The sequence below is a fragment of the Nostoc sp. genome (assembly GCF_036917675.1).
In the GTDB taxonomy this organism is placed as follows: Bacteria; Cyanobacteriota; Cyanobacteriia; order Cyanobacteriales; family Nostocaceae; genus Nostoc.
Window position 1 is genome coordinate 39,138 of the sequence record NZ_JBALCT010000006.1, and the last position, 23,765, is coordinate 62,902.

Annotated in this window: 20 protein-coding genes; 10 read left to right on the forward strand and 10 right to left on the reverse strand. The window is 42.1% G+C overall.

Annotated elements, in window-relative coordinates:
- The first annotated feature begins 730 nt into the window (after positions 1-730).
- Positions 731-3,982: a DUF4347 domain-containing protein gene (locus V7K31_RS02595; RefSeq protein ID WP_335092416.1), complete on the forward strand. Its 3,252-nt coding sequence runs from the start codon at positions 731-733 to the stop codon at positions 3,980-3,982.
- A 99-nt stretch (positions 3,983-4,081) separates the two neighbouring features.
- On the opposite strand, the gene V7K31_RS02600 is transcribed toward V7K31_RS02595, so the two are convergent.
- On the reverse strand, positions 4,082-4,654 hold the full coding sequence (locus tag V7K31_RS02600; RefSeq protein WP_335092417.1) for a Uma2 family endonuclease: 573 nt from the start codon (positions 4,652-4,654) through the stop codon (positions 4,082-4,084).
- A gap of 148 nt (positions 4,655-4,802) precedes the next feature.
- Here V7K31_RS02600 and thiL point away from each other — a divergent pair, with 148 nt between their 5' ends.
- The gene (gene thiL, locus V7K31_RS02605; RefSeq protein ID WP_335092436.1) at positions 4,803-5,846 is read left to right on the forward strand and encodes a thiamine-phosphate kinase; all 1,044 of its coding nucleotides are present in this window, start codon (positions 4,803-4,805) and stop codon (positions 5,844-5,846) included.
- A 124-nt stretch (positions 5,847-5,970) separates the two neighbouring features.
- Here the strand turns inward: thiL and V7K31_RS02610 are convergent, their stop codons facing one another.
- A complete protein-coding gene (locus V7K31_RS02610; RefSeq protein ID WP_335092418.1) occupies positions 5,971-6,984 on the reverse strand; it encodes a type I glyceraldehyde-3-phosphate dehydrogenase in 1,014 nt (337 codons plus the stop codon).
- Between the two features lie 116 nt (positions 6,985-7,100).
- Positions 7,101-7,727 (reverse strand): nicotinate (nicotinamide) nucleotide adenylyltransferase, encoded by a 627-nt coding sequence (nadD, locus tag V7K31_RS02615; protein WP_335092420.1) that lies wholly within the window; start codon positions 7,725-7,727, stop codon positions 7,101-7,103.
- A 404-nt stretch (positions 7,728-8,131) separates the two neighbouring features.
- On the opposite strand from nadD, the gene murC reads away from it, so the two are divergent.
- The 4 genes from murC to V7K31_RS02635 all read left to right on the forward strand — a co-directional run bounded on the left by murC (position 8,132) and on the right by V7K31_RS02635 (position 11,866).
- The gene (gene murC / locus V7K31_RS02620) at positions 8,132-9,595 is read left to right on the forward strand and encodes a UDP-N-acetylmuramate--L-alanine ligase (protein ID WP_335092421.1); all 1,464 of its coding nucleotides are present in this window, start codon (positions 8,132-8,134) and stop codon (positions 9,593-9,595) included.
- Between the two features lie 125 nt (positions 9,596-9,720).
- Positions 9,721-10,719, forward strand: a complete 999-nt coding sequence (gene murB / locus V7K31_RS02625; RefSeq protein WP_335092422.1) for a UDP-N-acetylmuramate dehydrogenase — start codon at positions 9,721-9,723, stop codon at positions 10,717-10,719.
- 187 nt (positions 10,720-10,906) lie between these two features.
- Positions 10,907-11,254, forward strand: coding sequence for a YbaB/EbfC family nucleoid-associated protein (locus V7K31_RS02630; protein ID WP_292762183.1), 348 nt, complete (start codon positions 10,907-10,909; stop codon positions 11,252-11,254).
- Positions 11,255-11,386: 132 nt separating this feature from the next.
- Positions 11,387-11,866 carry a low molecular weight protein-tyrosine-phosphatase gene (locus V7K31_RS02635; RefSeq protein ID WP_335092423.1) on the forward strand — a complete coding sequence of 160 codons (480 nt, stop codon included), beginning with the start codon at positions 11,387-11,389 and terminating at the stop codon, positions 11,864-11,866.
- A 51-nt stretch (positions 11,867-11,917) separates the two neighbouring features.
- Here the strand turns inward: V7K31_RS02635 and V7K31_RS02640 are convergent, their stop codons facing one another.
- From V7K31_RS02640 to V7K31_RS02660, 5 genes are all read right to left on the reverse strand, one after another.
- Positions 11,918-12,601 (reverse strand): response regulator transcription factor, encoded by a 684-nt coding sequence (locus V7K31_RS02640; protein WP_335092424.1) that lies wholly within the window; start codon positions 12,599-12,601, stop codon positions 11,918-11,920.
- A gap of 454 nt (positions 12,602-13,055) precedes the next feature.
- Positions 13,056-13,736: an HpsJ-like protein, cyanoexosortase A-associated gene (gene hpsJ-A, locus V7K31_RS02645; RefSeq protein ID WP_335092426.1), complete on the reverse strand. Its 681-nt coding sequence runs from the start codon at positions 13,734-13,736 to the stop codon at positions 13,056-13,058.
- A 26-nt stretch (positions 13,737-13,762) separates the two neighbouring features.
- Positions 13,763-14,479, reverse strand: coding sequence for a cyanoexosortase A system-associated protein (locus V7K31_RS02650; protein ID WP_335092427.1), 717 nt, complete (start codon positions 14,477-14,479; stop codon positions 13,763-13,765).
- Positions 14,476-15,345 (reverse strand): cyanoexosortase A, encoded by an 870-nt coding sequence (gene crtA, locus V7K31_RS02655; RefSeq protein ID WP_335092428.1) that lies wholly within the window; start codon positions 15,343-15,345, stop codon positions 14,476-14,478. The genes V7K31_RS02650 and crtA overlap by 4 nt, the downstream gene beginning before the upstream one ends.
- The gene (locus V7K31_RS02660; RefSeq protein ID WP_335092429.1) at positions 15,324-16,181 is read right to left on the reverse strand and encodes a PFE-CTERM domain-containing protein; all 858 of its coding nucleotides are present in this window, start codon (positions 16,179-16,181) and stop codon (positions 15,324-15,326) included. The genes crtA and V7K31_RS02660 overlap by 22 nt, the downstream gene beginning before the upstream one ends.
- A gap of 514 nt (positions 16,182-16,695) precedes the next feature.
- Between V7K31_RS02660 and smpB the strand changes: the two genes are divergently transcribed.
- Both smpB and V7K31_RS02670 read left to right on the forward strand, forming a co-directional pair.
- A complete protein-coding gene (gene smpB / locus V7K31_RS02665) occupies positions 16,696-17,163 on the forward strand; it encodes an SsrA-binding protein SmpB (protein ID WP_334909986.1) in 468 nt (155 codons plus the stop codon).
- Between the two features lie 181 nt (positions 17,164-17,344).
- Positions 17,345-17,626, forward strand: a complete 282-nt coding sequence (locus V7K31_RS02670) for a WGxxGxxG family protein (protein WP_335092437.1) — start codon at positions 17,345-17,347, stop codon at positions 17,624-17,626.
- A gap of 63 nt (positions 17,627-17,689) precedes the next feature.
- On the opposite strand, the gene V7K31_RS02675 is transcribed toward V7K31_RS02670, so the two are convergent.
- Positions 17,690-19,108, reverse strand: a complete 1,419-nt coding sequence (locus V7K31_RS02675; RefSeq protein WP_335092438.1) for an IctB family putative bicarbonate transporter — start codon at positions 19,106-19,108, stop codon at positions 17,690-17,692.
- A 255-nt stretch (positions 19,109-19,363) separates the two neighbouring features.
- Positions 19,364-20,914 carry a GAF domain-containing sensor histidine kinase gene (locus tag V7K31_RS02680; RefSeq protein WP_335092430.1) on the reverse strand — a complete coding sequence of 517 codons (1,551 nt, stop codon included), beginning with the start codon at positions 20,912-20,914 and terminating at the stop codon, positions 19,364-19,366.
- 552 nt (positions 20,915-21,466) lie between these two features.
- On the opposite strand from V7K31_RS02680, the gene V7K31_RS02685 reads away from it, so the two are divergent.
- Positions 21,467-22,660, forward strand: coding sequence for a DegT/DnrJ/EryC1/StrS family aminotransferase (locus tag V7K31_RS02685; RefSeq protein WP_335092431.1), 1,194 nt, complete (start codon positions 21,467-21,469; stop codon positions 22,658-22,660).
- A 108-nt stretch (positions 22,661-22,768) separates the two neighbouring features.
- Positions 22,769-23,662 (forward strand): cyanoexosortase B, encoded by an 894-nt coding sequence (gene crtB / locus V7K31_RS02690; RefSeq protein WP_335092433.1) that lies wholly within the window; start codon positions 22,769-22,771, stop codon positions 23,660-23,662.
- The last annotated feature ends 103 nt before the right edge of the window (positions 23,663-23,765 follow it).

The window sequence follows — 23,765 nt, forward strand, 5'->3', positions numbered from 1 at the left end:
CCTACAAGGGCTAGCGTCTACACATACAGCATTTTTCAGGTAAATGAGGTACACAGGTAGGGGCACAACAATGTTCATACGTGTCAACTTAACGTAAAAACCTGCCTAGAACCAGCTTTTAGATTATCTCGTTAAGAGTCTCCGACTGGGAATGCCGTTCTCAGAGGCAGAGCCTCCCTTGCTGGCGGCAGAGCCGCCAAGAGCAGCATTTCCAGCCTCTGGCTGGAAACGAGGTTTTAAATGAGTTTGCGCTTAAGTTTACACCAATGAACAATGTTGTGCCCTTACAATAATCTGTACAGAGGCGCTTGTTGCAATCTGCTGTCAGTCATCGAATTACCCAAAACAAAACAAAAACCTCACCCTGGTTCTGCGTATCAAAACCAGGGTGAGGTTTCTTTTGCTATTCGATAAACCGTAAATTGCGTCAAGAGAAACTTGTGTGTAAACCGTAGCCTCGTAGGAGAGGAAGGTACAACGAAAAACAAGCTTTTTAACATCAGTGCGACGAGGTTAAAAAATAGCAGGAGTTAGAACAGGCAAGTCTTTCAGAGAAATTTTATCTAATCTATATTAAAACAGTGAATTTACTGAAGTTAAGTATTAGTTTTTTATATACGTTTAATGGTTGACTCCTCTGCTATGCCAAAAAAATCCTGTTTTTACGTGATTTCCAGGATATAGCACGCAATGGCTGCCAAGAAAAAACTATTAATTAATAAGAGTAATTATGTCAGACACCATCCTGAGCGCGATCGCAAAAGAGCCAACTCAAGACTTGCATGAGCAAATACCTGCTACTCGCCTAGTTTTCATCGACTCACAGGTTGAGAACTACCAAAGTCTGGTAGCAGGTGTATTGCCCAACACGACTGTTATCGTCTTAGATGCTGACCAAAATGGCATTGAACAAATTAGCCAAGTGCTGGCAACTCATGGGGTAATCAACAGCCTACACATTGTTTCTCACGGCGCACCAGGGCAAGTCTATCTGGGGAACAGTCAACTCAGCGACGAAACTCTCGACCGTTATGCTTGGCAACTCATGGACTGGGCAAATGTTTTGAGTGCAGATACACAACTGCTCTTGTATGGTTGCGAAATAGGACAAACAGAGGAAGGTAAAGCATTTTTACAGCGCCTGAGTAAATTGACAGGTGCAGTAGTAGCGGCGTCTGATCACTTAACGGGGAGTACTGCATTAGGTGCTGATTGGAAACTGGAGGTTTCTACGGGGGCAATTGTTCCGGCTCTGGCGTTTCAACCAGAAGTAATGGCAGCTTACGCTTCAGTACTAGGTGTAGTAGTGCTTGACACCAGCTTCAACACTACTGGCAAGGTAACAACCGACTTTGCCAGTAATAATGACTATGGCAACAGTATTACCGTGCAACCTGACGGCAAAATTCTCGTGGCGGGAACTAGCGATAACGGGACAAATAGTGACTTTGCCATAGTGCGTTACAACAGCAATGGCATACTCGACACCAGCTTCAACACTATTGGCAAGGTAACAACCGACTTTGGTAACGGCGATGACTATGGCTCCAGTATCACCGTCCAACCTGACGGCAAGATTCTCGTGGCGGGAGATAGCTATAACGGCACAAATAATGACTTTGCCATAGTGCGTTACAACAGCAATGGCACACTCGACACCAGCTTCAACATTACTGGCAAGGTAATAACCGACTTTGCTAGTGATAATGACTATGGCAACACTATCACCATGCAATCTGACGGCAAGATTCTCGTGGCGGGAGGTAGCTATAATGGCATAAATAATGACTTTGCCATAGCGCGTTACAACAGCAATGGCACACTCGACACCAGCTTCAACATTACTGGCAAGGTAATAACCGACTTTGCTAGTGATAATGACTATGGCAACACTATCACCATGCAATCTGACGGCAAGATTCTCGTGGCGGGAGGTAGCTATAATGGCATAAATAATGACTTTGCCATAGCGCGTTACAACAGCAATGGCACACTCGACACCAGCTTCAACATTACTGGCAAGGTAATAACCGACTTTGCTAGTGATAATGACTATGGCAACACTATCACCATGCAATCTGACGGCAAGATTCTCGTGGCGGGAGGTAGCTATAATGGCATAAATAATGACTTTGCCATAGCGCGTTACAACAGCAATGGCACACTCGACACCAGCTTCAACATTACTGGCAAGGTAACAACCGACTTTGGCAGTAATAATGATTTTGGCTTCAGTATCACGGTGCAACCTGACGGCAAGATTCTTGTGGCGGGAAGTAGCTATAACGGCATAAATAATGACTTTGCCATAGTGCGTTACAACAGCAATGGCAGTCTCGACACCAGCTTTAACACTACTGGGAAGGTAACAACCGACTTTGCCAGCAATAATGACTCTAGCTATAGTATCACCGTGCAACCTGACGGCAAGATTCTCGTGGCAGGAGAAAGCGATAACGGCACAAATTATGACTTTGCCATAGTACGTTACAACAGCAATGGCAGTCTCGACACCAGCTTTAACACTACTGGGAAGGTAACAACCGACTTTGGCAGCAATAATGACTCTGGCTACAGTATCAAAGTGCAACCTGACGGCAAGATTCTCGTGGCGGGAGGTAGCTATAACGGGACAAATAATGACTTTGCCATAGCGCGTTACTTGGTCAACCAAGTTCCAGTGGTGGCAAATGAAATACTTAATCAAGAAGCCACCCAAGATAGTGTCTTCAACTTCACCGTACCAGCTAACAGCTTCAGCGATCCAGATGCTGGAGATAGCCTCACCTACACTGCAACTCTGGACGACGATAGCCCTCTACCCACTTGGTTGACCTTCAATACTACTACCAGTAGGTTCAATGGTACTCCCGCAAATGGGGACGTCGGTAGTCTAAACATCAAAGTTACCGCTAAGGATGTTGCTGGAGATAAAGTCAGTGATGTGTTTAAACTTGCGATCGCTGACGAGACTACTCTACTAACAAAAATTACAGGCGATATCTTTAGTGTCAAGACTAAGTATAAGATTAAAGGTAATAAAGGAAAACTCTCAATTAAGATTAAAACCAGTACCTCCAAAGAGGTAAATGAACTGGGTGTATTTTTCGTTGATGATGAACAAGGTAGGATTAAGGGCATAGCCCCTGGTGCAGAGGGCTATACCCAAGCGGCTCTTTTGCGCTCCAAGGTGATTTTCTTTGCCCTTGCCAATGCGCCCAATGGTTTTAATCCCGGCGACCTGACAAACATCTTAGAATTTGACTCTGATACCAAACTCCGATTCTATCTGGTATCTAACAGTACTACTCAGTCCGTGCTGTCTGGAAAAACCTCCCTCTCAAATGTCCTTTTTTCCTCTGCTACAAATAACAACGTAGAAGATGGAGGGTTTTCTTTCAACTTCCAGAATTTGGTTGTGAATATTCAGCCAACAGAAAAACAAGCAACTTTGGGTACAGGTCTGCAAGGCAAATATCAAGGGGAACTGATTGATTTACGGAGTGTGACACAATCGGTAACAGCTAACTTTACAGTTCACAGAGAAGCATCTTACAACAACTATGTGGGCTTTTATCAGGTGGCTGATGAGAATGGTGGCATTGACACCAACGGCGATGGTAAAGCAGATATTCTCGTTGGACAGGCTGGTTACAGCCAAGCCGCCCTGCATGGGCGTGTTGCAGGCATTGACTTGACAGTGAATAACCAAGGTACAGCAAATTACACAGGAACTTTCCAGCCCGGTTCTATCTTTGCGCCATTTATTATTGTTAATCCTAGAGCCGATGCCATTCTCCATAGCAATGCCAATAGCGATGCGAAGGTTTACTTCCCATTCTTGGGCGCTAGCTCAGATAAAGTAGATCACATTCGCCTATTAGGGAATAACAGCTTTGGTTTTGAGGATTTACCAAATGGTGGTGATAAAGATTACAACGATGTCATTGTGCAGGTGAATTTGAGTGTGAATGCTGCATAGTATTAATCGCTGGTAATCTTTGCATAAAGTTTAACAACCCCATCCCGCAACAGGCATGAGGTTGTCTGAAAAGTTGTAAAGTATATTCAAAACCCACTCCTAACTCAGATTCCCGGCGGTGAACACCTGATCAACTGCGATCGCTAATTCGGGAAAAGTCCGCGTTCCAATTTGCCCAGTCGCTGTAAAAACTGTTTCTTCATAAAATCCATCTTCCAGTAGCAACACTGAAACTTTCCCTTGCAGTGGGTCTACAATCCAATATTCAGGAACCTCTAAGGCCGCATATTCAGATCGCTTATGGCGATAGTCCCGTTTCACCGACTCTGGACTAACCACCTCGATAATTAGTAACGGGGGTGACTGAAATACTGCTGAGGCATTTAACAATTCTCTGGCTTGCTCCAGTGTCACTACACACAGGTCAGTCAACCTAGATTTATTTCTACCCGTTCTCACCCCACTTTCCCGAAAACATAGCCAAGGAGAACTACAACGCTTGATTTCTGCTTTCAAGGCAGTATCGAAAAAATCGACAATCAGGAAATGTTGAATAGTAGGTGGATTCATTAGCTCCAGCTTGCCATCCACTAGTTCATAATGGAAATCACTGCCATCATCATAAGTTAAGTACTCCTCAAAGGTGATGCTGGTTACTGGTGTACTGACCATCCCAACTGTCTCCTAAACAATACCCATATCTTAATTCGTAAAGCGAGGGAAATGAGAGATAAAGGAGCAGGGGGAGAAATGCCCAATGCCCAATGCCCAATGCCCAATGCCCAATGCCCAATGCCCAATGCCCAATGCCCAATGCCCAATGAACAGTGAGTTATCTTCCCTACAAGTAAAAGACATTGGTGAACAAGGTCTTTTAGAAAGATTGCAGCGCTTCTGTCCTCCTGAAATTATCGGCGATGATGCAGCAGTACTTGAGACTGCACCAGAGCAATGTTTGGTGGTAACTACAGATGTGCTGGTTGATGGCGTACATTTTAGCAACCTCACCACTTCCCCAGAAGATGCTGGTTGGCGAGCAGCTGCTGCCAATTTATCAGATTTAGCAGCAATGGGTGCTTTGCCATTGGGAATCACTGTCGGGTTGGGACTCCCCGGTGAAGTTAGGGTGAGTTGGGTTGAGCGACTATACCAGGGAATGACAGAATGCCTGCAAAAATACAATACCTCAATTGTTGGGGGTGATATTGTGCGATCGCCTGTTACCACTCTGGCAATTACCGCTTTTGGTCAAGTTAACCCTAGTCAAATTATCCGCCGTTCTGCTGCTGTTGTCGGAGATGCGATCGTTGTAACAGGTGTTCATGGAGCCTCAAGAGCTGGCTTAGAACTGCTCTTGCATCCCGAAGTAGGACAAAACCTCAAAGATATAGAATGCACGGCTCTAATCCGCGCACACCAGCGCCCACAGCCCCGATTAGATGTCTTGCCAATCCTCTGGAAAATCTTAGCATCCCCATACCCAATGTCCAATGCCCAATGCCCAATGCCCATTTCTGGTATGGATAGCAGTGATGGTTTGGCAGATGCGATTATCCAAATTTGCCGCGCCAGTGGCGTTGGCGCTGTCTTAGAACGCAGACAAATTCCCGTACCAAAAACTTTTAACCATTGGTTGCCACAAGAGCAAGCGCTAGAATATGCTCTATACGGTGGCGAAGACTTTGAATTAGTGCTGTGCTTACCACAAGAGTTAGCATCAGACTTAGTGCAACATCTTGGTGAAGGTGCTGCGATCGTAGGCAGGATTACAGCCGGATCAACAGTATTATTGCACGACGAACAAAAAAAACTTCCTGACCAAGTTCTGAGTCTTAGCCAGGGATTTCAACATTTTGGTCAATAGTCCTTTGTCTTTTGCCATTTGTTCTTTGTCCAAAAACTAATGACTAATGACTAATGACTAATGACTAATGACTAATGACTAATGACTAATGACTAATGACTAATGACTAATGACTAATGACTAATTATTGCCACTTTTCAGCTACCAATTCAGCCAAATCCAAAACTCGTTGGCTGTAACCCCACTCGTTGTCATACCACGCCATAACTTTCACTAGGTCATTACCTAAGACAAAAGTCAAGTTGGCATCGACAATCGAAGAAGCATCATTACCTTGATAATCAGACGATACCAGTTCTAGTTCGCTATACTCCAAAATGCCTTTGAGTGAACCTTCAGCAGCATCTTTAAGAGCTTGATTAACTTCTTCCGTAATAGTACGCTTCTCAACCTGAACTACGAAATCTACCATTGAGACGTTCGGGGTAGGTACACGCAAGGCAACGCCATTTAGCTTGCCTCTAAGCTCTGGGATTACCAGCGCTACTGCTTTTGCTGCACCCGTGGAAGTGGGTACAATATTGATCGCTGCTGCCCTCGCCCGTCGCAAATCCCGGTGAGAAGCGTCTAGCAAGCGCTGATCGCCTGTATAACTATGGGTGGTGGTCATCGTGCCTTTGATGATGCCGAACTTATCATTCAACACCTTGGCGATTGGTGCCAAGCAGTTGGTAGTACAGCTAGCATTACTGATAATGTGGTGTATGTTGTGGTCATAGTCGTGATGATTCACACCAATCACAAAAGTGCCATCCTCGTTTTTACCAGGAGCGGTAATCAGAACTTTCTTGGCTCCAGCATTCACATGCTTGAGCGCTCCTTCTTTGCTAGTAAACACCCCGGTTGCTTCGATAATTAGGTCAATTCCCCAATCTTTCCAGGGCAACTTTTCTGGGTTGCGATCGGATACGCACTTAATGGTCTTACCGTTAACGATGATAGAGTTATCATCGGCACTAATCTCAGCACCCTTGATCTTCCCTAGCATTGAGTCATACTTCAGCAGGTGAGCATTCGTTCTCGGGTCTGATGTGTCATTAATAGCGACAAGATCGATTTTACTATTCTCTCTACCCACCCAGCAACGCGTAAAGTTACGTCCAATCCGCCCGAAACCGTTGATTGCAACTCTAATCACAGTGTCTTGCCCTCTGTATTTATGCTTATATGTTGATATCATTGACCCCAATCATATCGCAAAGGGGGGAAGGACTCTTAACCATAAACTGTTAGATCAATAAAAAAACACATAATTTATTCAGATTTGTGAGAGTAGAGGTTGTTGTTAGTGATATATGATCTAACCGATTCCGGGACTAAATAACGAATTGACTGGCGTTTGCGGCAAAATTTGCGAATTAGACTTGACGAAACTCCTACTAAAGGTATATTCAAGAGTTGCCAGGAAATGGTATGTGACTGCTCCCTGATTTGTTCCTCCACTTGCTTGCAGATTAATCTGCTTTGAGTTATAGTCTCACCACCTAGCAGTCGGGGTGCGATTAACCAATCACACATTTGTGCTAGTTCGTGTCCACGGTACCAACGGGGTAAGGTTTGGAAAGCATCCAAGCCCACAATCCAGTACCAGTGAGTATTTGGATAAGAAGCAGATAAATCGAACAGGGTGTTAATGGCATAGGAAGTCCCAGAGCGATTTGCCTCCACTAGTGAGACAGTAAACGCTGGGTTATCTTTTATGCCTAATTGCAGCATTTGGACACGATGCTCAAACAAAGCTGCTTCTTTATGAGGAGGATTTAGGGATGGTACCCAAATTACCTTTTCAAGGGATACTTGATGCAAAGCTGTCTCGGCTACGAGCAGGTGTCCCCAATGAATTGGATCAAATGTGCCACCAAAAATTGCAACTTGTTGCATCCAGTTATGCCTGGGTTTTATGCAATTGAAAAATAGTTTCACTACCAATGTACTATTGTACTCAATTCACGTCTAGACTTGATGCAATTTCAAATCAGTTTCACTCAACAATGTATTATGTAGCCAATTCCAGTAAGGTAGCCAAAAATATGTATTTGACATTACAAGAATTTCTTTCCCGATGCGGCGAAAATTTTCAGAATAATCTTAAGAACAGTTCAAAAATAGCAAAAACCTCCAACCAAGGTAAAATCATTCTGAATAAGGAAAGCCAGAGCGGAAACATCCTTCGGGCATCAAACATAAACATCATATAGGAGCAGTTACGGTAATAAATCAAATTCCTGTTATGATACGCGTGTCATTTGCGATTATGGTGTGGTGTGGTGTAAAAGGAGCAATAAATGACTAATTCTGTAGATTTTAGTGGTAGACCATTTCATTTCATTGGCATCGGTGGCATAGGTATGTCTGCTCTGGCATACGTTCTCGCCAAGCGTCAATTTCCAGTATCAGGTTCGGATCTTCGTCCCAACCACATTACGCACAAGTTAGAATCTATCGGTGCTCATATTTTTGATAGACAAGAGGCCAGCAATCTCGAATTCTTTCGCCCTCAGGTATTGGCGAATGCAGTAGTATTAAATTCGCAAGAACAATTACCTACTGATACTAAGTCAGAACTGCCTCAAGTCATTTGTTCAACAGCAATTAACACGAATAATTTAGAATACAAAGCAGCGCTAGAATTAGGTTGTCCAATTTTACATCGTTCAGATGTACTGGCAGCTTTAATTGCCGATTACTACAGTATTGCAGTGGCAGGAACACACGGCAAAACAACAACCAGTAGTATGATTGGCTATATGCTTCTGCAAGCTGGTTTAGACCCAACGATTTTAGTAGGTGGCGAAGTTAATGCTTGGTCCGGTAATGCTCGATTGGGACAAAGCCAATATTTGGTAGCCGAAGCAGATGAATCTGATGGTTCCTTGGTAAAACACGCTCCAGAGATTGGCATCATCACCAATATTGAACTCGATCATCCTGACCATTACGATACATTAGAAGAAGTCATTGACATCTTCCAGACATTTGCTAAGGGTTGTAAAACGTTAATAGGTAGCATTGATTGTGCGACAGTGCGCGATCGCTTGCAACCCACAATCAGTTACAGCTTACAGTCAGATACAGACGCTGATTACACCGTCACTAATATTGATTATCGTGCTGATGGGACCACGGCTCTAGTTTGGGAAAGAGGCAAAGCTTTGGGCGTGTTGAAGTTGCGGCTGCTCAGTCGGCACAATCTCAGTAATGCCTTAGCAGCAGTTGCTGTTGGTCGCGCCTTGAACTTAGAATTTGGAGCAATTGCCAAAGGTATCGCCACTTTTGAAGGAGCAAGACGCCGTTTTGAGTTCCGGGGTGAAGTTGATGGTATTACCTTCATTGATGACTATGCTCATCATCCCAGCGAGATTCGCGCGACTCTCGCCGCAGCCCGTTTACAGGCAAGACCAGGGCAAAGAGTGGTTGCTATCTTCCAACCCCATCGCTATAGCCGGACACTGACCTTTTTACAAGAATTTGCCGAGTCTTTTACCCATGCTGATTTGGTGGTGCTGACTGATATTTACAGTGCAGGTGAACCAAATTTAGGGCAAATTAGTGGTGAACATCTAGCGGCGGAAATTGCTAAACAGCATTCGCAGGTAGTTTATCAACCAACTTTACCTTCAGTGTGTGAGTTTTTGGTGCAAACACTACGCCCAGGTGACTTGGCGCTATTTTTGGGGGCTGGGAACTTGAATCAGGTGATTCCTGAAGTAATGACGACACTTTGCGAACCTGCTAAAGCCACATCCTAAAGTGGAGACTTTGCGAAGTTTTATTTCTGAGCAAAGCGCCTGTCTGGCAACGATTCCATAGGTTAACTCTATTACCGTATCTTTGCGGTAAATAAATGTAAAAATTTTACCAATATAAAGTAAAGATGACAATTTCCCAGGCAGCTGGAAACGTCTGCACAGTTTCTGCTTTGAATACAAAGAAACACCAAACAACTAATTCGGTAGATAGTGAAGTAATTTACTTACCCAATACTGATTGTGCGATCAAGTCCCAGGCTTCCTTGTCAGCGTTTACTTCCTATAGAGTTGGAGGAGCAGCTGATTTGTATGTTGCCCCTCGAAACTTAGAAGCACTGCAAGCAAGTCTTAAATACGCAAAAGAACGTGATTTAAAGGTGACAACACTCGGAGCAGGTTCTAACTTGCTGGTGAGCGATCGCGGTATAACAGGTTTAGTGATTGCTACTCGTCATCTCCGCTTCAGCTACTTTGACCCAGAGACAGGTCAATTAACCGTTGCTGCGGGAGAATCAATTCCCAGCTTGGCATGGGCGGCAGCAGAATTAGGTTGGCAAGGATTGGAGTGGGCTGTTGGCATCCCCGGAACAGCCGGAGGTGCCGTGGTGATGAATGCCGGGGCACATAATAGCTGTATCGCAGATATGTTAGTTAGCGCCCAGGTACTTTCACCCGATGGTACACTGGAAACTCTCACCCCAGAACAGTTAGGTTATAGCTATCGGACTTCATTATTGCAAGGTGGCGATCGCATAGTCACCCAAGCCACCTTACAACTCACCCCAGGTACTGACCCAGCAAAAGTTGTGGCAATCACCAAACAACACAAAAAGCATCGGTTAAGCACCCAACCATACAACTTCCCCAGTTGTGGCAGTGTGTTCCGCAATCCCAAACCTTACAGTGCTGGCTGGTTAATTGAACAAACTGGTCTCAAAGGCTACCAAATTGGTGGGGCACAAGTAGCACTACTCCATGCTAATTTTATCGTTAACCGTGGTGGAGCCAAAGCTAGTGATATCTTCTGTCTCATTCGCCACATCCAACATCAAGTACAAGAACGTTGGTCTATTAATTTAGAGCCAGAAGTCAAAATGCTCGGAGAGTTTCAAGCTGCTTGTTGAAACTTTCAGTTCAGGGGATGGGGATTGGGAACTGGGGAGATGAGAGAGATCAGGGAGATGGCGTGTAACCAATGCCCAATGCCCAATTCCAGAATGCATTAATTATTGGTAAAAAAAGAGGCAAATTACTTACCGCATCTATAATTGAATTTGATTTGTTATTCAACGCACACGCGTACAAATAATTATGACAGGAAAAGGACAGGGATTCGGCTTTGGCTTAGGAAAAATGAAAGAATTAGCCGAAGCTTTTAAGAAAGCGCAGCAAGTTCAAGAAGGCGCAAAGCGACTCCAAGAAGAATTGGAGCAAATGGAGATTCAAGGTGAATCTGGCGGTGGCCTGGTGAAGGTGATTGTCAGTGGGAACCAAGAACCCAAGCGAGTGGAGATTTCTCCAGATGCTTTAGGGGAAGGTGCAGAAGTACTTTCCGATCTCGTGACAGTAGCAATGAAAGAAGCCTACAACAAGTCCACAGCAACAATGCGGGAACGTATGGAAGAATTAACCAGTGGACTGGAACTTCCTGGATTTTAGTCAAGAGTCAAGAGTCATTGGTCATTGGTCAACAGTCAAGAGTCATTGGTCATTGGTCATTGGTCATTGGTTATTGGTTATTGGTTATTGGTCAAAGGACGAATGACTATTGACGCATGACAAAAAATATTTATGCCTTACAAGTTGCTATTTGTCTGCTTAGGTAACATCTGCCGATCGCCATCGGCAGAAAACATCATGAATCATCTAATTGAGCAGGCTGGCTTGAGCGAACACATCCTCTGTGACTCTGCTGGTACATCTAGTTATCACATTGGTAGCCCACCTGACAGACGCATGAGTGCTGCGGCGGCTACAAAGTTGGGAATTAAACTGCGCGGTCGAGGACGCCAGTTTCAAAAGTCAGACTTTCAAGACTTTGATCTGATTTTGGCGATGGATCAAGAAAATTATGAGAACATCCTCACTCTTGACGAAACTAAGCAATATCAGCATAAAGTGCGTTTGATGTGCGAGTTTTGCTCTCGACACACTTTAAAGGAAGTTCCAGATCCCTATTACGGTGGTGAAGAAGGATTTAATCGGGTTATTGATTTACTAATCGATGCTTGTGAAGGTCTATTGACAAAAGTTAGGAGTTATGAGTTATGAGTTAAAACTCCTGTACAGACGCGATGTTCCTCGCGTCTCTCCTCCTAACTTTCATTCCACCAGTCCATGCTTAATCGCAAAACGCACTAATTCTGCTCGGTTGCTGGTTGAAGTTTTTCTCAATAAACTACTAACGTACTTTTCCACTGTTCGAGGACTCAGGTGTAGCTGAAGACCCATTTCGGCATTAGAAAGACCATGAGTCAATAACTCTAGGACTTCCTGTTCTCTAGGAGTTAGGGATAAGTGCAAGTGGGATTTCTGAATTTGAGTGGAAAGAGAATTCTGGACATCCACGGCTTTTGTCGAGGCGGAAATGCCCAAACTCTGTTTATGAGAAAACCGATACTCCGATTGAATGATTTGCGATCGCTCCAAAAGATTGCGGATTGCTGCTGCTAACTCTTCGAGTTCAAAAGGCTTGGGTAAGTATAAATCGCATCCTGACTGGTAGCCCAGAATCCTTTCCTGAGTCTTAGTGCGTGCAGTTAATAAAATTACAGGCAATAAACGAAACACCGGTTGTTGACGCACCCGGCGCACCAGTTCATAGCCATTCATCCGTGGCATAACGATATCCGTGACAATCAAATCAGGATGATAGTCATCCACCATAACCAAAGCCTCTTGACCGTCATTACCCATGATCACTGAGTAGCCAGACAGTTCAAGATAGTCGCTAACAGATAGACGAGTACCCAAATCATCATCCACTACAAGGATCGTCAAGGGCATGGACAATATATCCCTAGCATTTTTTTACTCAGAAATTTGCTTCTACGCACTTCAACAGTGAACACAGGTAAGAATAGTGTTCTTATGTTTCATACTATGACATTATGACCAGCTAATAAACGCTTCAAGGTTGATTTATAAAGAAAATCTTAAATCTTTAGGATTGGTTAAAGAAGTCTAACTCACCTTTGACTCCCTCTGCTTGGAAGGACCAGAGAGCTTTGTAATTTGTAACAACTCACGAATAAGCCAGAGTAAATCCTTACCGTAGTGTAACTTATTCTTAAGTTAATTAATAATTTTCCAAAAGCTAAGTATAAAACTTCATAAGTTTATAGCGAGCAAATTAAAATTGGCAAAACTCAGCGCCCCTCTGCGACGGCAGTCGCTCATGGGGGAAACCCCCAAGACTGCGCTGCCTTCCCTTTGCGTTTAAAAAAGCTACGAATTTCGATCAACGTGCCCACTTTGTAACACGCCAAATCCAAATAAAAGCAAATGAACAAATTAAAGCACCTAAATTCCATTTTATAGAATTTATAATGAGTTGTTTGTGTGTATTATTTTTTACTAATTGAGTTTGATTATTAGTGTTTTTTTCTAATTGCCCAATTTGTGATAAAAGTTGACTTTTCACATCTTGAGGATTTTTTAACTCTGGCGTATTCTCTTGAGGGTTTAAAGATTTTATGATTTGATTGATATCTTGGTTTGTTGTCGCCTTACTCAATACTTTCTTAATTTGTTGCATTTGGGTAATCTGTTGTGATGAATGATTTGCAATTTGCACCCAATTTTGATTATCGATACGCGAGGTATTTTTAATTCCTAAAGGCAGCAGCAATAAAAATAAAATTCCAGCTAATAGAGCAGCCCATGAAATAAAATTTAATAGATATATTTCTACTTCTCTACGATAATTCATTTCTCCAAAAAATACAAATATTGATCCTATTAAAGGTAAAGGTGCATGTTCTACTAGCGCTCCGATCATTTGAAATTCCCAGACAGGATTAGTAAACTGAAAGGGAATAAAAATATTAACAACATCAATAAAAGACAATATTAATAATATATAACCAATTAAACGTAAATTAAAAATAGAAGGCCAGTAATCTTTATCTAAGTTATTCATAATCAACTATTTATATTTGTTAAAATTTAATGTTTAGGAAAGCGAGGACTCCACCAACGATAACAAGAGAACCAAGCCTTTTCCAATAATTTATAGGCACTTTGATAGTCAGCATTATTTACATTAATGGATAAATGTGCCCATAAACAACGTTTATCTAAAAAGCTTTGCTCGCCAAGTAACCAAGGTAGAAAACGATTGAAGCGAATATTATAAATGTGTCTATTGTGAAGAAATTGTTCTGTTGTAACTGTACTATCACCTTGGGGATTTATACAGCTACTTAGATATGCCTTATTTTGATAGGTAAACAAACCATAATATCCTACCCCTAGCTGCTGGCGCACTGTTTTAAATACCTTACCAGGAGGCAAATTTATAGTCGTATTATTTATTATTAATCCTTCGACGTTCCCTAATGTACCTACCACATAACGCATCTCTATATCCACAGGAATGCTGTTATAGCTATATCGATAGCGCCTACCAGCAATGACAGCATCATATCTTCTTGATTCTTGTGCCACTTTATCAATCAATAATTGACTTTCTAAGATTTTCGTGTCTGTTAATAAGACATTGGCTGGAAATACAAACTTGCTAACTTGATGACTAGCAGCATCAGCATCAAATATTAACTTTCCTAAGGTCAAAAAAACCCCAATACAAGTTACAGCTAGCAATGATATTCGGATATGTACCCAAAATTTTATTTCTTTTTTCCATTGAGTAAATTTAATCATGCTGGTTTATTTTGCATTAGTATCCAATGACAAACAAATCCAAAAGCTAAAACCGAAATTGTAGAAAATATTTGATTTCCAGATTCTCCATGCCAGTATTCAAAACCTTGATGATTGGAGTTTGCTACTAGCAATGTCATCAATACTAATCGGAAAATGTTAATAATAAATGCTAGAGATACAGCCACAATTGGCAACAAAATTTTTTGAAATATATTAATAGGAAATATGAAAATAAAAACCAGTGACAATTGTAATAATAATAATATGGCATTTAAGCCAGAACAACCAGGATATATCTCGATGCCTCCTGTGGGAAGAATGACGTTCACGCCTTGACGATACACGCTAAAACCTAGATACCAAAGCACAAAGTTGGAAACCTTAGCAGCTAATAAACTAACATCTACTTTGGCTGCAACTAACGATAGGAGTAATCCATCAGATAAGGATAAAAGCAAAATTATAAATTCTTGCCAGTATTGCTTTAATCCTTTAATTCCTGATGCTATTAAAGCCAGCCCTAAAAATGAAAATAAAGCAAATATTTTGATAAAAAAAGATTCAAACCAGAACAAAGATAAACTTTTTATTAGGATAAAGCTAATCAATAATAAGCCAATTAAAGTAGAAAATAAATCACTTTTTAGATTAAGGATATGCTGTTTCTTCCAAATTAAATATAGTATAGCTGTTAAAAATAAACCTCTGAGAGTTAGAGCATCAATATTACCAATAAGTTTCCAATTTAAATCGAGTTGAATGATTGTTAAACCAACAGCGATCGCAGATAGCCAAAAGCTAGATTTTTTTAGCTGTTCTATAATATCAAAATGAGATGCTTTCATGACTTTTTGTTTTTCCACAAATGATTTATAATACTCCCAGCCACTAATGCAAAAATTCCAGCATTTGGTGAAAATTCGTAGGGTACGGGAGCAGTATTAGTGGTAAGAGTTATAGATTTAAGGTCGATGTTAGCTCGTGCAGATGTAGTATCATCTCCGAGAAAAACAAAGTTAGGAGTTCTATAAACATCACTACCAAATCCAGTAGCTGTGGTGTAGTCGCGTAGTAAGCCACTGAAGAGAGTAGTAGCACCAGTAGTTAGCATATAGTTGTTACCAGAAACGTTTAAATTATAATTAGTGAGGGTTGATAGCAAACTGTTAATACCAATTTTTTGTTCAGCAGGAAGAATAGAATTAAAAGAGGAGTTAACCTGAGCAAAAATATCATCAGTTCTAAAGCCTATTTCTATCCCTTGTTTGTCACTACTGAGAACTATGATGCTGAAGCCAGCACGATAAAGGCCATTCGTTCCATCATTGGCTTGAGAGTTAATCCTCACAGTAAAATTCAGGTTATAACCAGCATTTCTATCTAGAGAAGGAAATGATGAGTTAACCAGGGTAGTAGGGGTAATGACAGAAGAAGAAACTGGCGGGCTAGCGACTTTGTAGTTGCTATAGCCAGCATATGCAGCATTATTAGAACTGGTATCTAAATTTGTTAACCCACCACTAACACTTTGTGTTCCACCATTGGGAGAGCCGAAATTTAGCCACGGGGATGGTGCATTATATTGATCGGGCGTGACACCTGATGCACCATCATAAAGAGTAATTACTCCAGCCATACTTCGGTTCGGTGTCAGTAGCATGGTTAATCCAACGCTAAGAAAAACTAATTTGTTTCTCATGATGATATATGTATGTAGATAATTAAGCCTTAGCTAAGATAAACTTCACAGACGATTCCATAGAGCGCAACTATGGTTTGACGCAAAAACTCAAGCATCTGTTTGAGGGTAAAGAGATGGGAGAAAACTTATCTTAAACCTCTTCTTAAATGGCTAAAATGATGTTAACTTTTCAAGAAGCGATCGTAAAGAGCATATTTGAGTTAAAAGACATTGCAGCAGCGATCGCTATGATATTGCTAAATTAACTAAGGAAATCAAAATCAAGTCCAGCTAGCTCCAATCACCAATGGTATCCATTGCTACTTCGTTCTCCGATATTCCAAACCATTAGCCACGCTTATTATTGGCTCCAGGTAATTTAAATTTGCCGAAAAACTCTTAATTATGAACTCAGAAAAGCTAAATTAGTGATATACAGTTCAACATTTATAGCGGTTATAAGATAAACCCTATAATTCATAAGCCAATCCAAATAATTTTTTAGGTACATTTAAAGCACACAAAATTATCAATGAGCGACAAGAACGAAGGTTACAAAGTTATTAGTGACAACCGTCAAGCCCGTTATTTGTATGAAATTCTGGAAACTTACGAAGCTGGAATTGAATTGACAGGAACCGAGGTGAAGTCGATTCGTGCCGGTAAAGTTAATCTCAAAGATGGCTATGCATTGCTTCGGAATGGCGAAGCATGGTTGATCAATGTGCATATCTCGCCTTATACCGCTAGTGGACAATATTTCAATCATGAACCACGGCGTACACGCAAGCTGCTGTTGCATCGCAAAGAACTCCGCAAGCTAATTGGCACAGTAGAACAGCAGGGTTTAACTTTAATCCCTTTGAAAATGTATCTCAAACGAGGTTGGGTAAAAGTGAGTATAGCCCTTGGCAAAGGTAAAAAGCTCCACGATAAGCGAGAAGACTTGAAACGACGCGACGATCAGCGTGACATTCAACGGGCAATGAAAAACTATTAAGGGTCAGTGTGGCTAAACTATCACACCAAAGTCAGAAACGGATTGCGGTGAAAAGCATTTTGTATATCTATAGCGTGAGTTATGAAAATGCCTAATTTATAGCCGCAGATTGATTTTGCTAAAGATGGGACTCGATACAATGGTGAGTAAATTCGGATGGCATGAAGAATTGTCACAACTTATGAAAAGTAATTTCATTACATCTGTTGGCGCTGGCGTTCTCGGCTTGAGTATGGCAATTTTACCCTTAACTCTATCCGCACAAGCTCAGACCACTGCTAACCCCGGAGTCACTACTGCTCCAACAACGACGACTTACGATGATCACAAGGATTTTGATTGGGGTTGGTTAGGATTAATTGGTCTATTAGGTTTAGCTGGTTTGGCTGGCAAAAAGCGTGATGGCAAACCGACCGCTTATCGGGACCCTAATGCCCCAGGTGGCACCACCTACAAGGACTAGACAATTCAAAATTCACTCATTTGTCAGTTGTTCACTAGAAAAACAACTGACAACTTAATCATGTTAATTTACTGCTGGTTCTGAGTTAGATGAATTTGTCTGCTTTTGAGTTAAAGGTGTCCAGTAACTGGCAATTAAGGCAACGATCAGCCACCACAGAGTATTGACTTCAGGACGATACCAGACAGTATCTACGGTGCCATGAGCTAGCATACCCAACAAAATAGCGATCGCTCCAATTAACCAAAATCCTTCTACACTTCTCAATTTTCGTAATCGTTGCACTTGCAAAAATGCCGTATTAAATGTCACAATTATTAGCCAGAGAAAGCAGGCTAAACCAACAAAGCCAGTTTCTACAGTCACTTCAAACAAAATCGAATAAGCACTCAAAGCAGTGTAACGAGGGTGTTGGTAGAGGGGATAAACTTTATTAAAAGAGCCGTGACCAGGGCCAATGCCGAAAATCGGGCGATCGCGAATCATCTCAAAGACAGCATCCCACACATTTCGGCGAAAATTATTACTGCTATCTTTGCGATCGGCAAAAATACTGAACACCCGCAGGCGAACTGGCTCTAGAAATATCACTGCTAGCAGCAATACCCCAATCAAACCTCCTAAGACAATCGGTAGCGACCAAGTACGCCAAAAACGAGGCATTTGGTCGCTTTTCCAATAAACTAGCAATGCGATCGCAGCCAAAAATGCCACTACTAATCCAATCCAACCGCCACGACTAAAAGTTAGGATCAGGCAGGAAGTATTGACAATTAACATTGTTAATGCTAAAGCTTTTTTAGGATAGCTTTGCCATGCAAAAATTGCCACTAAGCTAAAAATAACTGCTGGTAGCAGGTATCCAGCTAACAAGTTGGGATTGCCTAAATAACTGTAGACCCTTGTAGTCTTAGACATCGGAGATTCTGGGTCAACCCAAGTTGCCAGTGCTGTGGCTCCAAAAAACCATTGCCGCAACCCATATATACTGACAATTAACGATACGTGCAGGTAAAGGATGATAATCCACGACCGGAGGCGAGGCGACCTTAATACCCTGGCACAGAGGGCAAATAGTAGCAAATACAAGGTCAACGTTCCCAAGTCATTAAGCGCCGCCTTTTTCACTGGTGATAATGCTGTTGCGACTACAGCAACTCCCCAGTAGAGCAATACCAGCAGGTGAATGGGAGTGACTGACGAGACATTTGCTGGTGTGACTTCATCAGATAAAGTCAACAACAGCCAAAATCCCACACAAGCCACCAGCAACAAGCCCACCAATGTACTTGAAGCAAAAGGTGCAAGGGCATATATTAAGCTGAGTAAAGCCGCTGCTGTCGCATCTCCCCACTGGAGTAAGACGCTGGTTTGCCGCCAAGAACTCAACAGTCCAACCAGAGAACGATGTACGTAACTGGTAGCAAGATATTCTTTGAGCGGTAAAGATGATAAAGTAAATCGTTGCCAGACTAAATTCATAAAAAACATTGCGATCAATTAGCCTGCCGACGCAGAACTTGGAATTGATCATAATGCCTATGGCTATAAAAAGGTAATAACGAAGATTGCAATCTCCGTGATGGCATTCTTATTCTTAGCCATCAGCCACTACCTTTAATCTGAAACCACTTCATCTACTTAGTACACAACAAATAGGTAAACTACCTCTTTCCCAATCCCTACTCCCCAGTTCCCATACACTATCACCTGTCAGATGTTCCCTATAGATTGTAATCAGACACCGTTAATTGCTTGTGAGGGACTCGCCAGTTGCAGTGGCAAAGAAAGCACATAACGATATCCTGATTCTGGTGTACCTTGAATCAAAATTTGTCCACCGTGCAACTCTGCCAGCTGACAACTTAGTAATAGACCCAAGCTTTCACGAGAAAGAGTTCCATGTGATTTAGCTAAATTTATACCTGAACTACTAGCAAAGAATTTCGAGTGGGAATCACTCAAGTTTTTTGAATTGTTCACTACTGATGAAGTATCTGGTTGCTCTTGACTGTCTGTATGAGTATTGTAAGTTGCTACCTCACCTGTCAGATCCAACAGCGATAAAGAATTCAGACGGAAGTAGGGATCAACCTCAGTTATGCCGTCCCCTAGCCAAGGATGGGAAACCCAAATAGTAATGTTGAGCGTATCTTCCTTATAAGAGACATGAATGCGAACAATGCTACCTGTAGCCGCAAGTTGAATCACGCTGAAAACCAGGTGATAGAGAATTTGCCGCACCTTGTCTTTATCTAAAGGCAAAATGCGATTGCGTCCCGGTTCTATAGAGAGGCGAATATCTTGCTCGCGGCGATTAGCCACTTCTTCTAGAGTATTGATAGCTTGTTGACACAGCATTTCGATATCCACAGGAGCTACATTCAGCACAGTAGAGTTTTCATCCATAGCTCCTAGTTCGGTAATTTCGTTTACTAGGGAAAGTAAGTACCGACCACTGTGTTGGATAATTTCCAAATATTCTCTCTGCTTAGTCGTCAAAGGGCCATAAATCTCACGTCCTAAAACACTAGCCATACCGAGTACAGATGTTAAGGGCGTGCGTAACTCGTGAGTTAGCTGACCCAAAAGTTCCAGTTTCAGTTGCTTAGTAGAAAGGGAGTCGCTATCTTTAGTGGGTGGGGTGATTTTAATCTCGGTGTTACGTTCCTCATTCAGTGAAAATATCGGAGTATTCTTGGGAGTCCTTGATTTCAGTTTCCCTTGCAGGAGTCGGTTACGCTCAAATTCACTCATGCTCCAACGAGCTATGATTTGTAAAAACTCAATGTCTCGGGGTGTAAAACTGCGCGGCACTAAATCCATCACCGCCAATGCACCCAAACAATTTCCCTCAGCATCAATCAGTGGCGCTCCTAAGTAAGCACGAATACCATAATCCTGCACCAACTTGCTGCTAGCAAGGACTGGATCTGTAAGCTTATGTGTATCATTAATTACAAATACTTGAGAAGTTTCCACTACCTGAGTGCAAAAGGATTCCCGGCGTGATAGTTGGCGGCTTTGTGCCAAATGATTCATTAATCCCAGCCTAGATAAGCCCACCGCCGACTTGAACCAATGGCGTTCTTGATCCACAAATCCCAAAATGGAAATTGGTACTTCCAAAAAGTGGGCGGCAGTCTGTGTAGCTTCTTCAAAAACCGGAATCGTTTCGGGTTGCCGCAAACCTAAATCTGACAAAGCTTTGAGGCGTTGTTGTTCTCTTGATTCAGGAGAATCCCAACCATCCTTTAGGGCAAATAATTTGTTTTCAGGCTCTAACATTGCCACTGTTACCTTAATAATTTATCGATACTGTAATTGATACAAGTCCTATTTCTAGGTTATCAATTCCTATCTTTAAGCATTCCCTAATTTTGCCTCTGACAAACAAGTTTGGGACAAAATTTTTTTACCCCTTCGATTAAGTCGGCAACGCGCTCTTTACTACTTACTATTTACTGGTGCTGAATGTTCTCTATTTAGCACGGGTGTAATCTCTATTGTTTGAGATTTTGTAATCAGACTGCGTTAGATTTCGATTCAGTCAGGGTAAGCTAATGCTAAGGATACAATATCAAAGGTCTGTCATTCTTTATGTACAGAAGAGAAAATTTTTCTGGAAAAAATCAACGTAGTTTTACTTATTAAAGCTATATATATGTGATTTTTATAGCCAATTTTACTGATGACAGTTAGTACCGATCGCTGACAATACTAGATAGTTTCTAGAACTCTTCATCCGATAGATTAAACCTATTACAATTTCAGGCTGAAAATTGTGCAGGCTTTTCTATTTTTTCCATACGAGTAAATATTTTTTGAGGATAACTCGCAATGAATAAAATGACTATTAGAGTTCCTTTTGTAGACCTGAAGTTACAACACGAACCAATTAAAATGCAATTGGAAGATGCAATCCAATCTGTATTGGAACGGGGAGATTTTATTTTAGGGCAAGCACTCTCAGATTTTGAAGCAGCATTTGCGGCAGTGTCTGGGGCAGAATATGGAGTTGGTGTGGCATCAGGAACAGATGCGATCGCTCTGGGATTGCAAGCGTGTAATATTGGTGCTGGCGATGAAGTGATTTTACCAGCAAACACTTTTGTAGCCACCTTAATTGGGGTGCTACGTGCTGGTGCCAAGCCAATTCTGGTAGATTGCGTCAGCCAAACAGCCTTAATTGACTTAAGAGAAGCCGCAAAGGCAATTACGCCTCATACCAAAGCAATTATCCCTGTGCATCTCTATGGTCAGATGGTATCACCAAGTGAACTATTCAACTTTGCCGATACCTACAAACTACTAATTTTTGAAGATGCGGCACAAGCACACCTCGCCGAAAGAGACGGATATCACGCTGGTTCAGTAGGAATAGCAGCAGCTTTTAGTTTCTATCCCAGCAAAAATTTGGGCGCATTTGGGGATGGAGGAATGGTGCTGACACGAGATTCAGATGTAGCGCAGAAGATGAGGCGCTTGCGAAATTATGGTGCATCGCAAAAGTATTTTCATACTGAATCAGGTACGAATAGCCGCTTGGATACTTTGCAAGCAGCAATTTTGCACCAGAAACTACCATATTTGCCACAATGGAATCGCGATCGCTTGACTATTGCCCATGAGTATGATCTTGAACTAGCACCCTTGGCAACAGCTGGCATTATCCCTATAGAAAATCAAAGTGGTACAGGACACGTTTATCATCTTTATGTGATTAAAGTTGATGATTCTTGCCCAATAGAACGCCAGCAACTTGAGGAAAAGCTCACAGCAGTAGGAATTCAAACTGGCATTCACTACCCAATTCCTTGTCATCTCCAGCCAGCATTCACTAACTTAGGCTATCAGCTTGGAGATTTTCCCCAAGCCGAAAAACTGTCAAAGCAGATATTATCATTACCGATGTATCCTGGTTTGAGCAGTAGTCAAATCAAAGAAGTTGTAGCAGCGATCGCTCATGCAGTCTCAACGAGTTATAAGGCAGATAACCTATCTCCTGCTGACCTTGGCAGCGTGGTAGCCTGAAATTAATTCATACCTAATGTGCATCTAAATAATTAGAGATTTGTCATTTGTGCTTTGTCTAAAACTAATGACCAATGACTACTAACAGTTTTTAAATTACTTAAAATCATGGCACTCCAGCAACAGATTAAAAACAGAGACGTATCAGGCTTATTAAATCTAGCCATTTTAGGCGTTTTGCTGCTGCTTTATGCTCCGATATTGCTGCACTGGTTGGATGGTTGGCTAAACAAAAATATCAGCACAGAACACGAATATTTCAGCCACGGGATTATCGGTTTACCATTTGCTGCTTATCTGGGCTGGGTGAACCGGAAAAAGTGGAGACGTTTGCCAGATACCAGCCATCCTTTGGGCGCTGTTTTCTTGTTATTAGGCGCAGTTTTTTATCTTAGCGGTGTTACAGAGTGGGTTAACCTTTCCTTGCCCCTTATATTGGCAGGATTATGCTTGTGGTTTAAGGGAATATCAGGTTTGCGATCGCAAGGATTCCCCCTGCTACTAGTATTTCTGGCAACCCCAACAGCAGTACCCTATCTCATTGCTCCCTATACCTTCCCTCTCCAAAGCTTCATCGCTGGCACAGCAGGATTCATACTGAATCAATTTGGTATGGAAGTAACCGTGTATGAGACAAATCTCTACGTGGGAGGACGGATTGTGGAAGTTGCCCCCTATTGTGCAGGGCTGAAAATGTTGTTTACGACTCTCTACGTAGGCTTGATGCTGCTTTATTGGACAGATGGTTTGTCTTCACGTCGCACAACCATATCGTTTTTATGTATTGCTGCGATCGTTAGTACTACTGCCAATATCATTCGTAATACTTTACTGACTTTCTTTCACGGCACAGGTCAAGAAGCGGCTTTTAAATGGTTGCATCAGGGTTGGGGTGGTGATCTCTACTCTGCTTGTATGCTGGTATCATTAGTGCCCTTACTGAATTGGATTAATAGCTATTTTTCAGCATCTCCAGAAACACAGCAAGAAGCAGAAAGTTAGAATCACTCGGCATTGGGCATTGGGCATTGGGCATTGGGCATTGGGCATTGGGCATTGGGCATTGGGCATTGGGCATTGGGCATTGGGCATTGGGCATTGGGCA

Excerpts from the sequence above, each read along its gene's own strand:
- V7K31_RS02685 (WP_335092431.1), top strand. The coding sequence starts at position 21,467 with ATGAATAAAATGACTATTAGAGTTCCTTTTGTAGACCTGAAGTTACAA.
- V7K31_RS02680 (WP_335092430.1), bottom strand. The coding sequence starts at position 20,914 with ATGTTAGAGCCTGAAAACAAATTATTTGCCCTAAAGGATGGTTGGGAT.
- murC (WP_335092421.1), top strand. The coding sequence starts at position 8,132 with ATGACTAATTCTGTAGATTTTAGTGGTAGACCATTTCATTTCATTGGC.
- nadD (WP_335092420.1), bottom strand. The coding sequence starts at position 7,727 with ATGCAACAAGTTGCAATTTTTGGTGGCACATTTGATCCAATTCATTGG.
- V7K31_RS02595 (WP_335092416.1), top strand. The coding sequence starts at position 731 with ATGTCAGACACCATCCTGAGCGCGATCGCAAAAGAGCCAACTCAAGAC.
- V7K31_RS02650 (WP_335092427.1), bottom strand. The coding sequence starts at position 14,479 with ATGATTAAATTTACTCAATGGAAAAAAGAAATAAAATTTTGGGTACAT.
- murB (WP_335092422.1), top strand. The coding sequence starts at position 9,721 with ATGACAATTTCCCAGGCAGCTGGAAACGTCTGCACAGTTTCTGCTTTG.
- V7K31_RS02635 (WP_335092423.1), top strand. The coding sequence starts at position 11,387 with ATGCCTTACAAGTTGCTATTTGTCTGCTTAGGTAACATCTGCCGATCG.
- V7K31_RS02675 (WP_335092438.1), bottom strand. The coding sequence starts at position 19,108 with ATGAATTTAGTCTGGCAACGATTTACTTTATCATCTTTACCGCTCAAA.
- V7K31_RS02660 (WP_335092429.1), bottom strand. The coding sequence starts at position 16,181 with ATGAGAAACAAATTAGTTTTTCTTAGCGTTGGATTAACCATGCTACTG.
- crtB (WP_335092433.1), top strand. The coding sequence starts at position 22,769 with ATGGCACTCCAGCAACAGATTAAAAACAGAGACGTATCAGGCTTATTA.
- thiL (WP_335092436.1), top strand. The coding sequence starts at position 4,803 with ATGAACAGTGAGTTATCTTCCCTACAAGTAAAAGACATTGGTGAACAA.
- smpB (WP_334909986.1), top strand. The coding sequence starts at position 16,696 with ATGAGCGACAAGAACGAAGGTTACAAAGTTATTAGTGACAACCGTCAA.
- V7K31_RS02630 (WP_292762183.1), top strand. The coding sequence starts at position 10,907 with ATGACAGGAAAAGGACAGGGATTCGGCTTTGGCTTAGGAAAAATGAAA.
- V7K31_RS02640 (WP_335092424.1), bottom strand. The coding sequence starts at position 12,601 with ATGCCCTTGACGATCCTTGTAGTGGATGATGATTTGGGTACTCGTCTA.
- V7K31_RS02670 (WP_335092437.1), top strand. The coding sequence starts at position 17,345 with ATGAAAAGTAATTTCATTACATCTGTTGGCGCTGGCGTTCTCGGCTTG.
- V7K31_RS02600 (WP_335092417.1), bottom strand. The coding sequence starts at position 4,654 with ATGGTCAGTACACCAGTAACCAGCATCACCTTTGAGGAGTACTTAACT.
- hpsJ-A (WP_335092426.1), bottom strand. The coding sequence starts at position 13,736 with ATGAATAACTTAGATAAAGATTACTGGCCTTCTATTTTTAATTTACGT.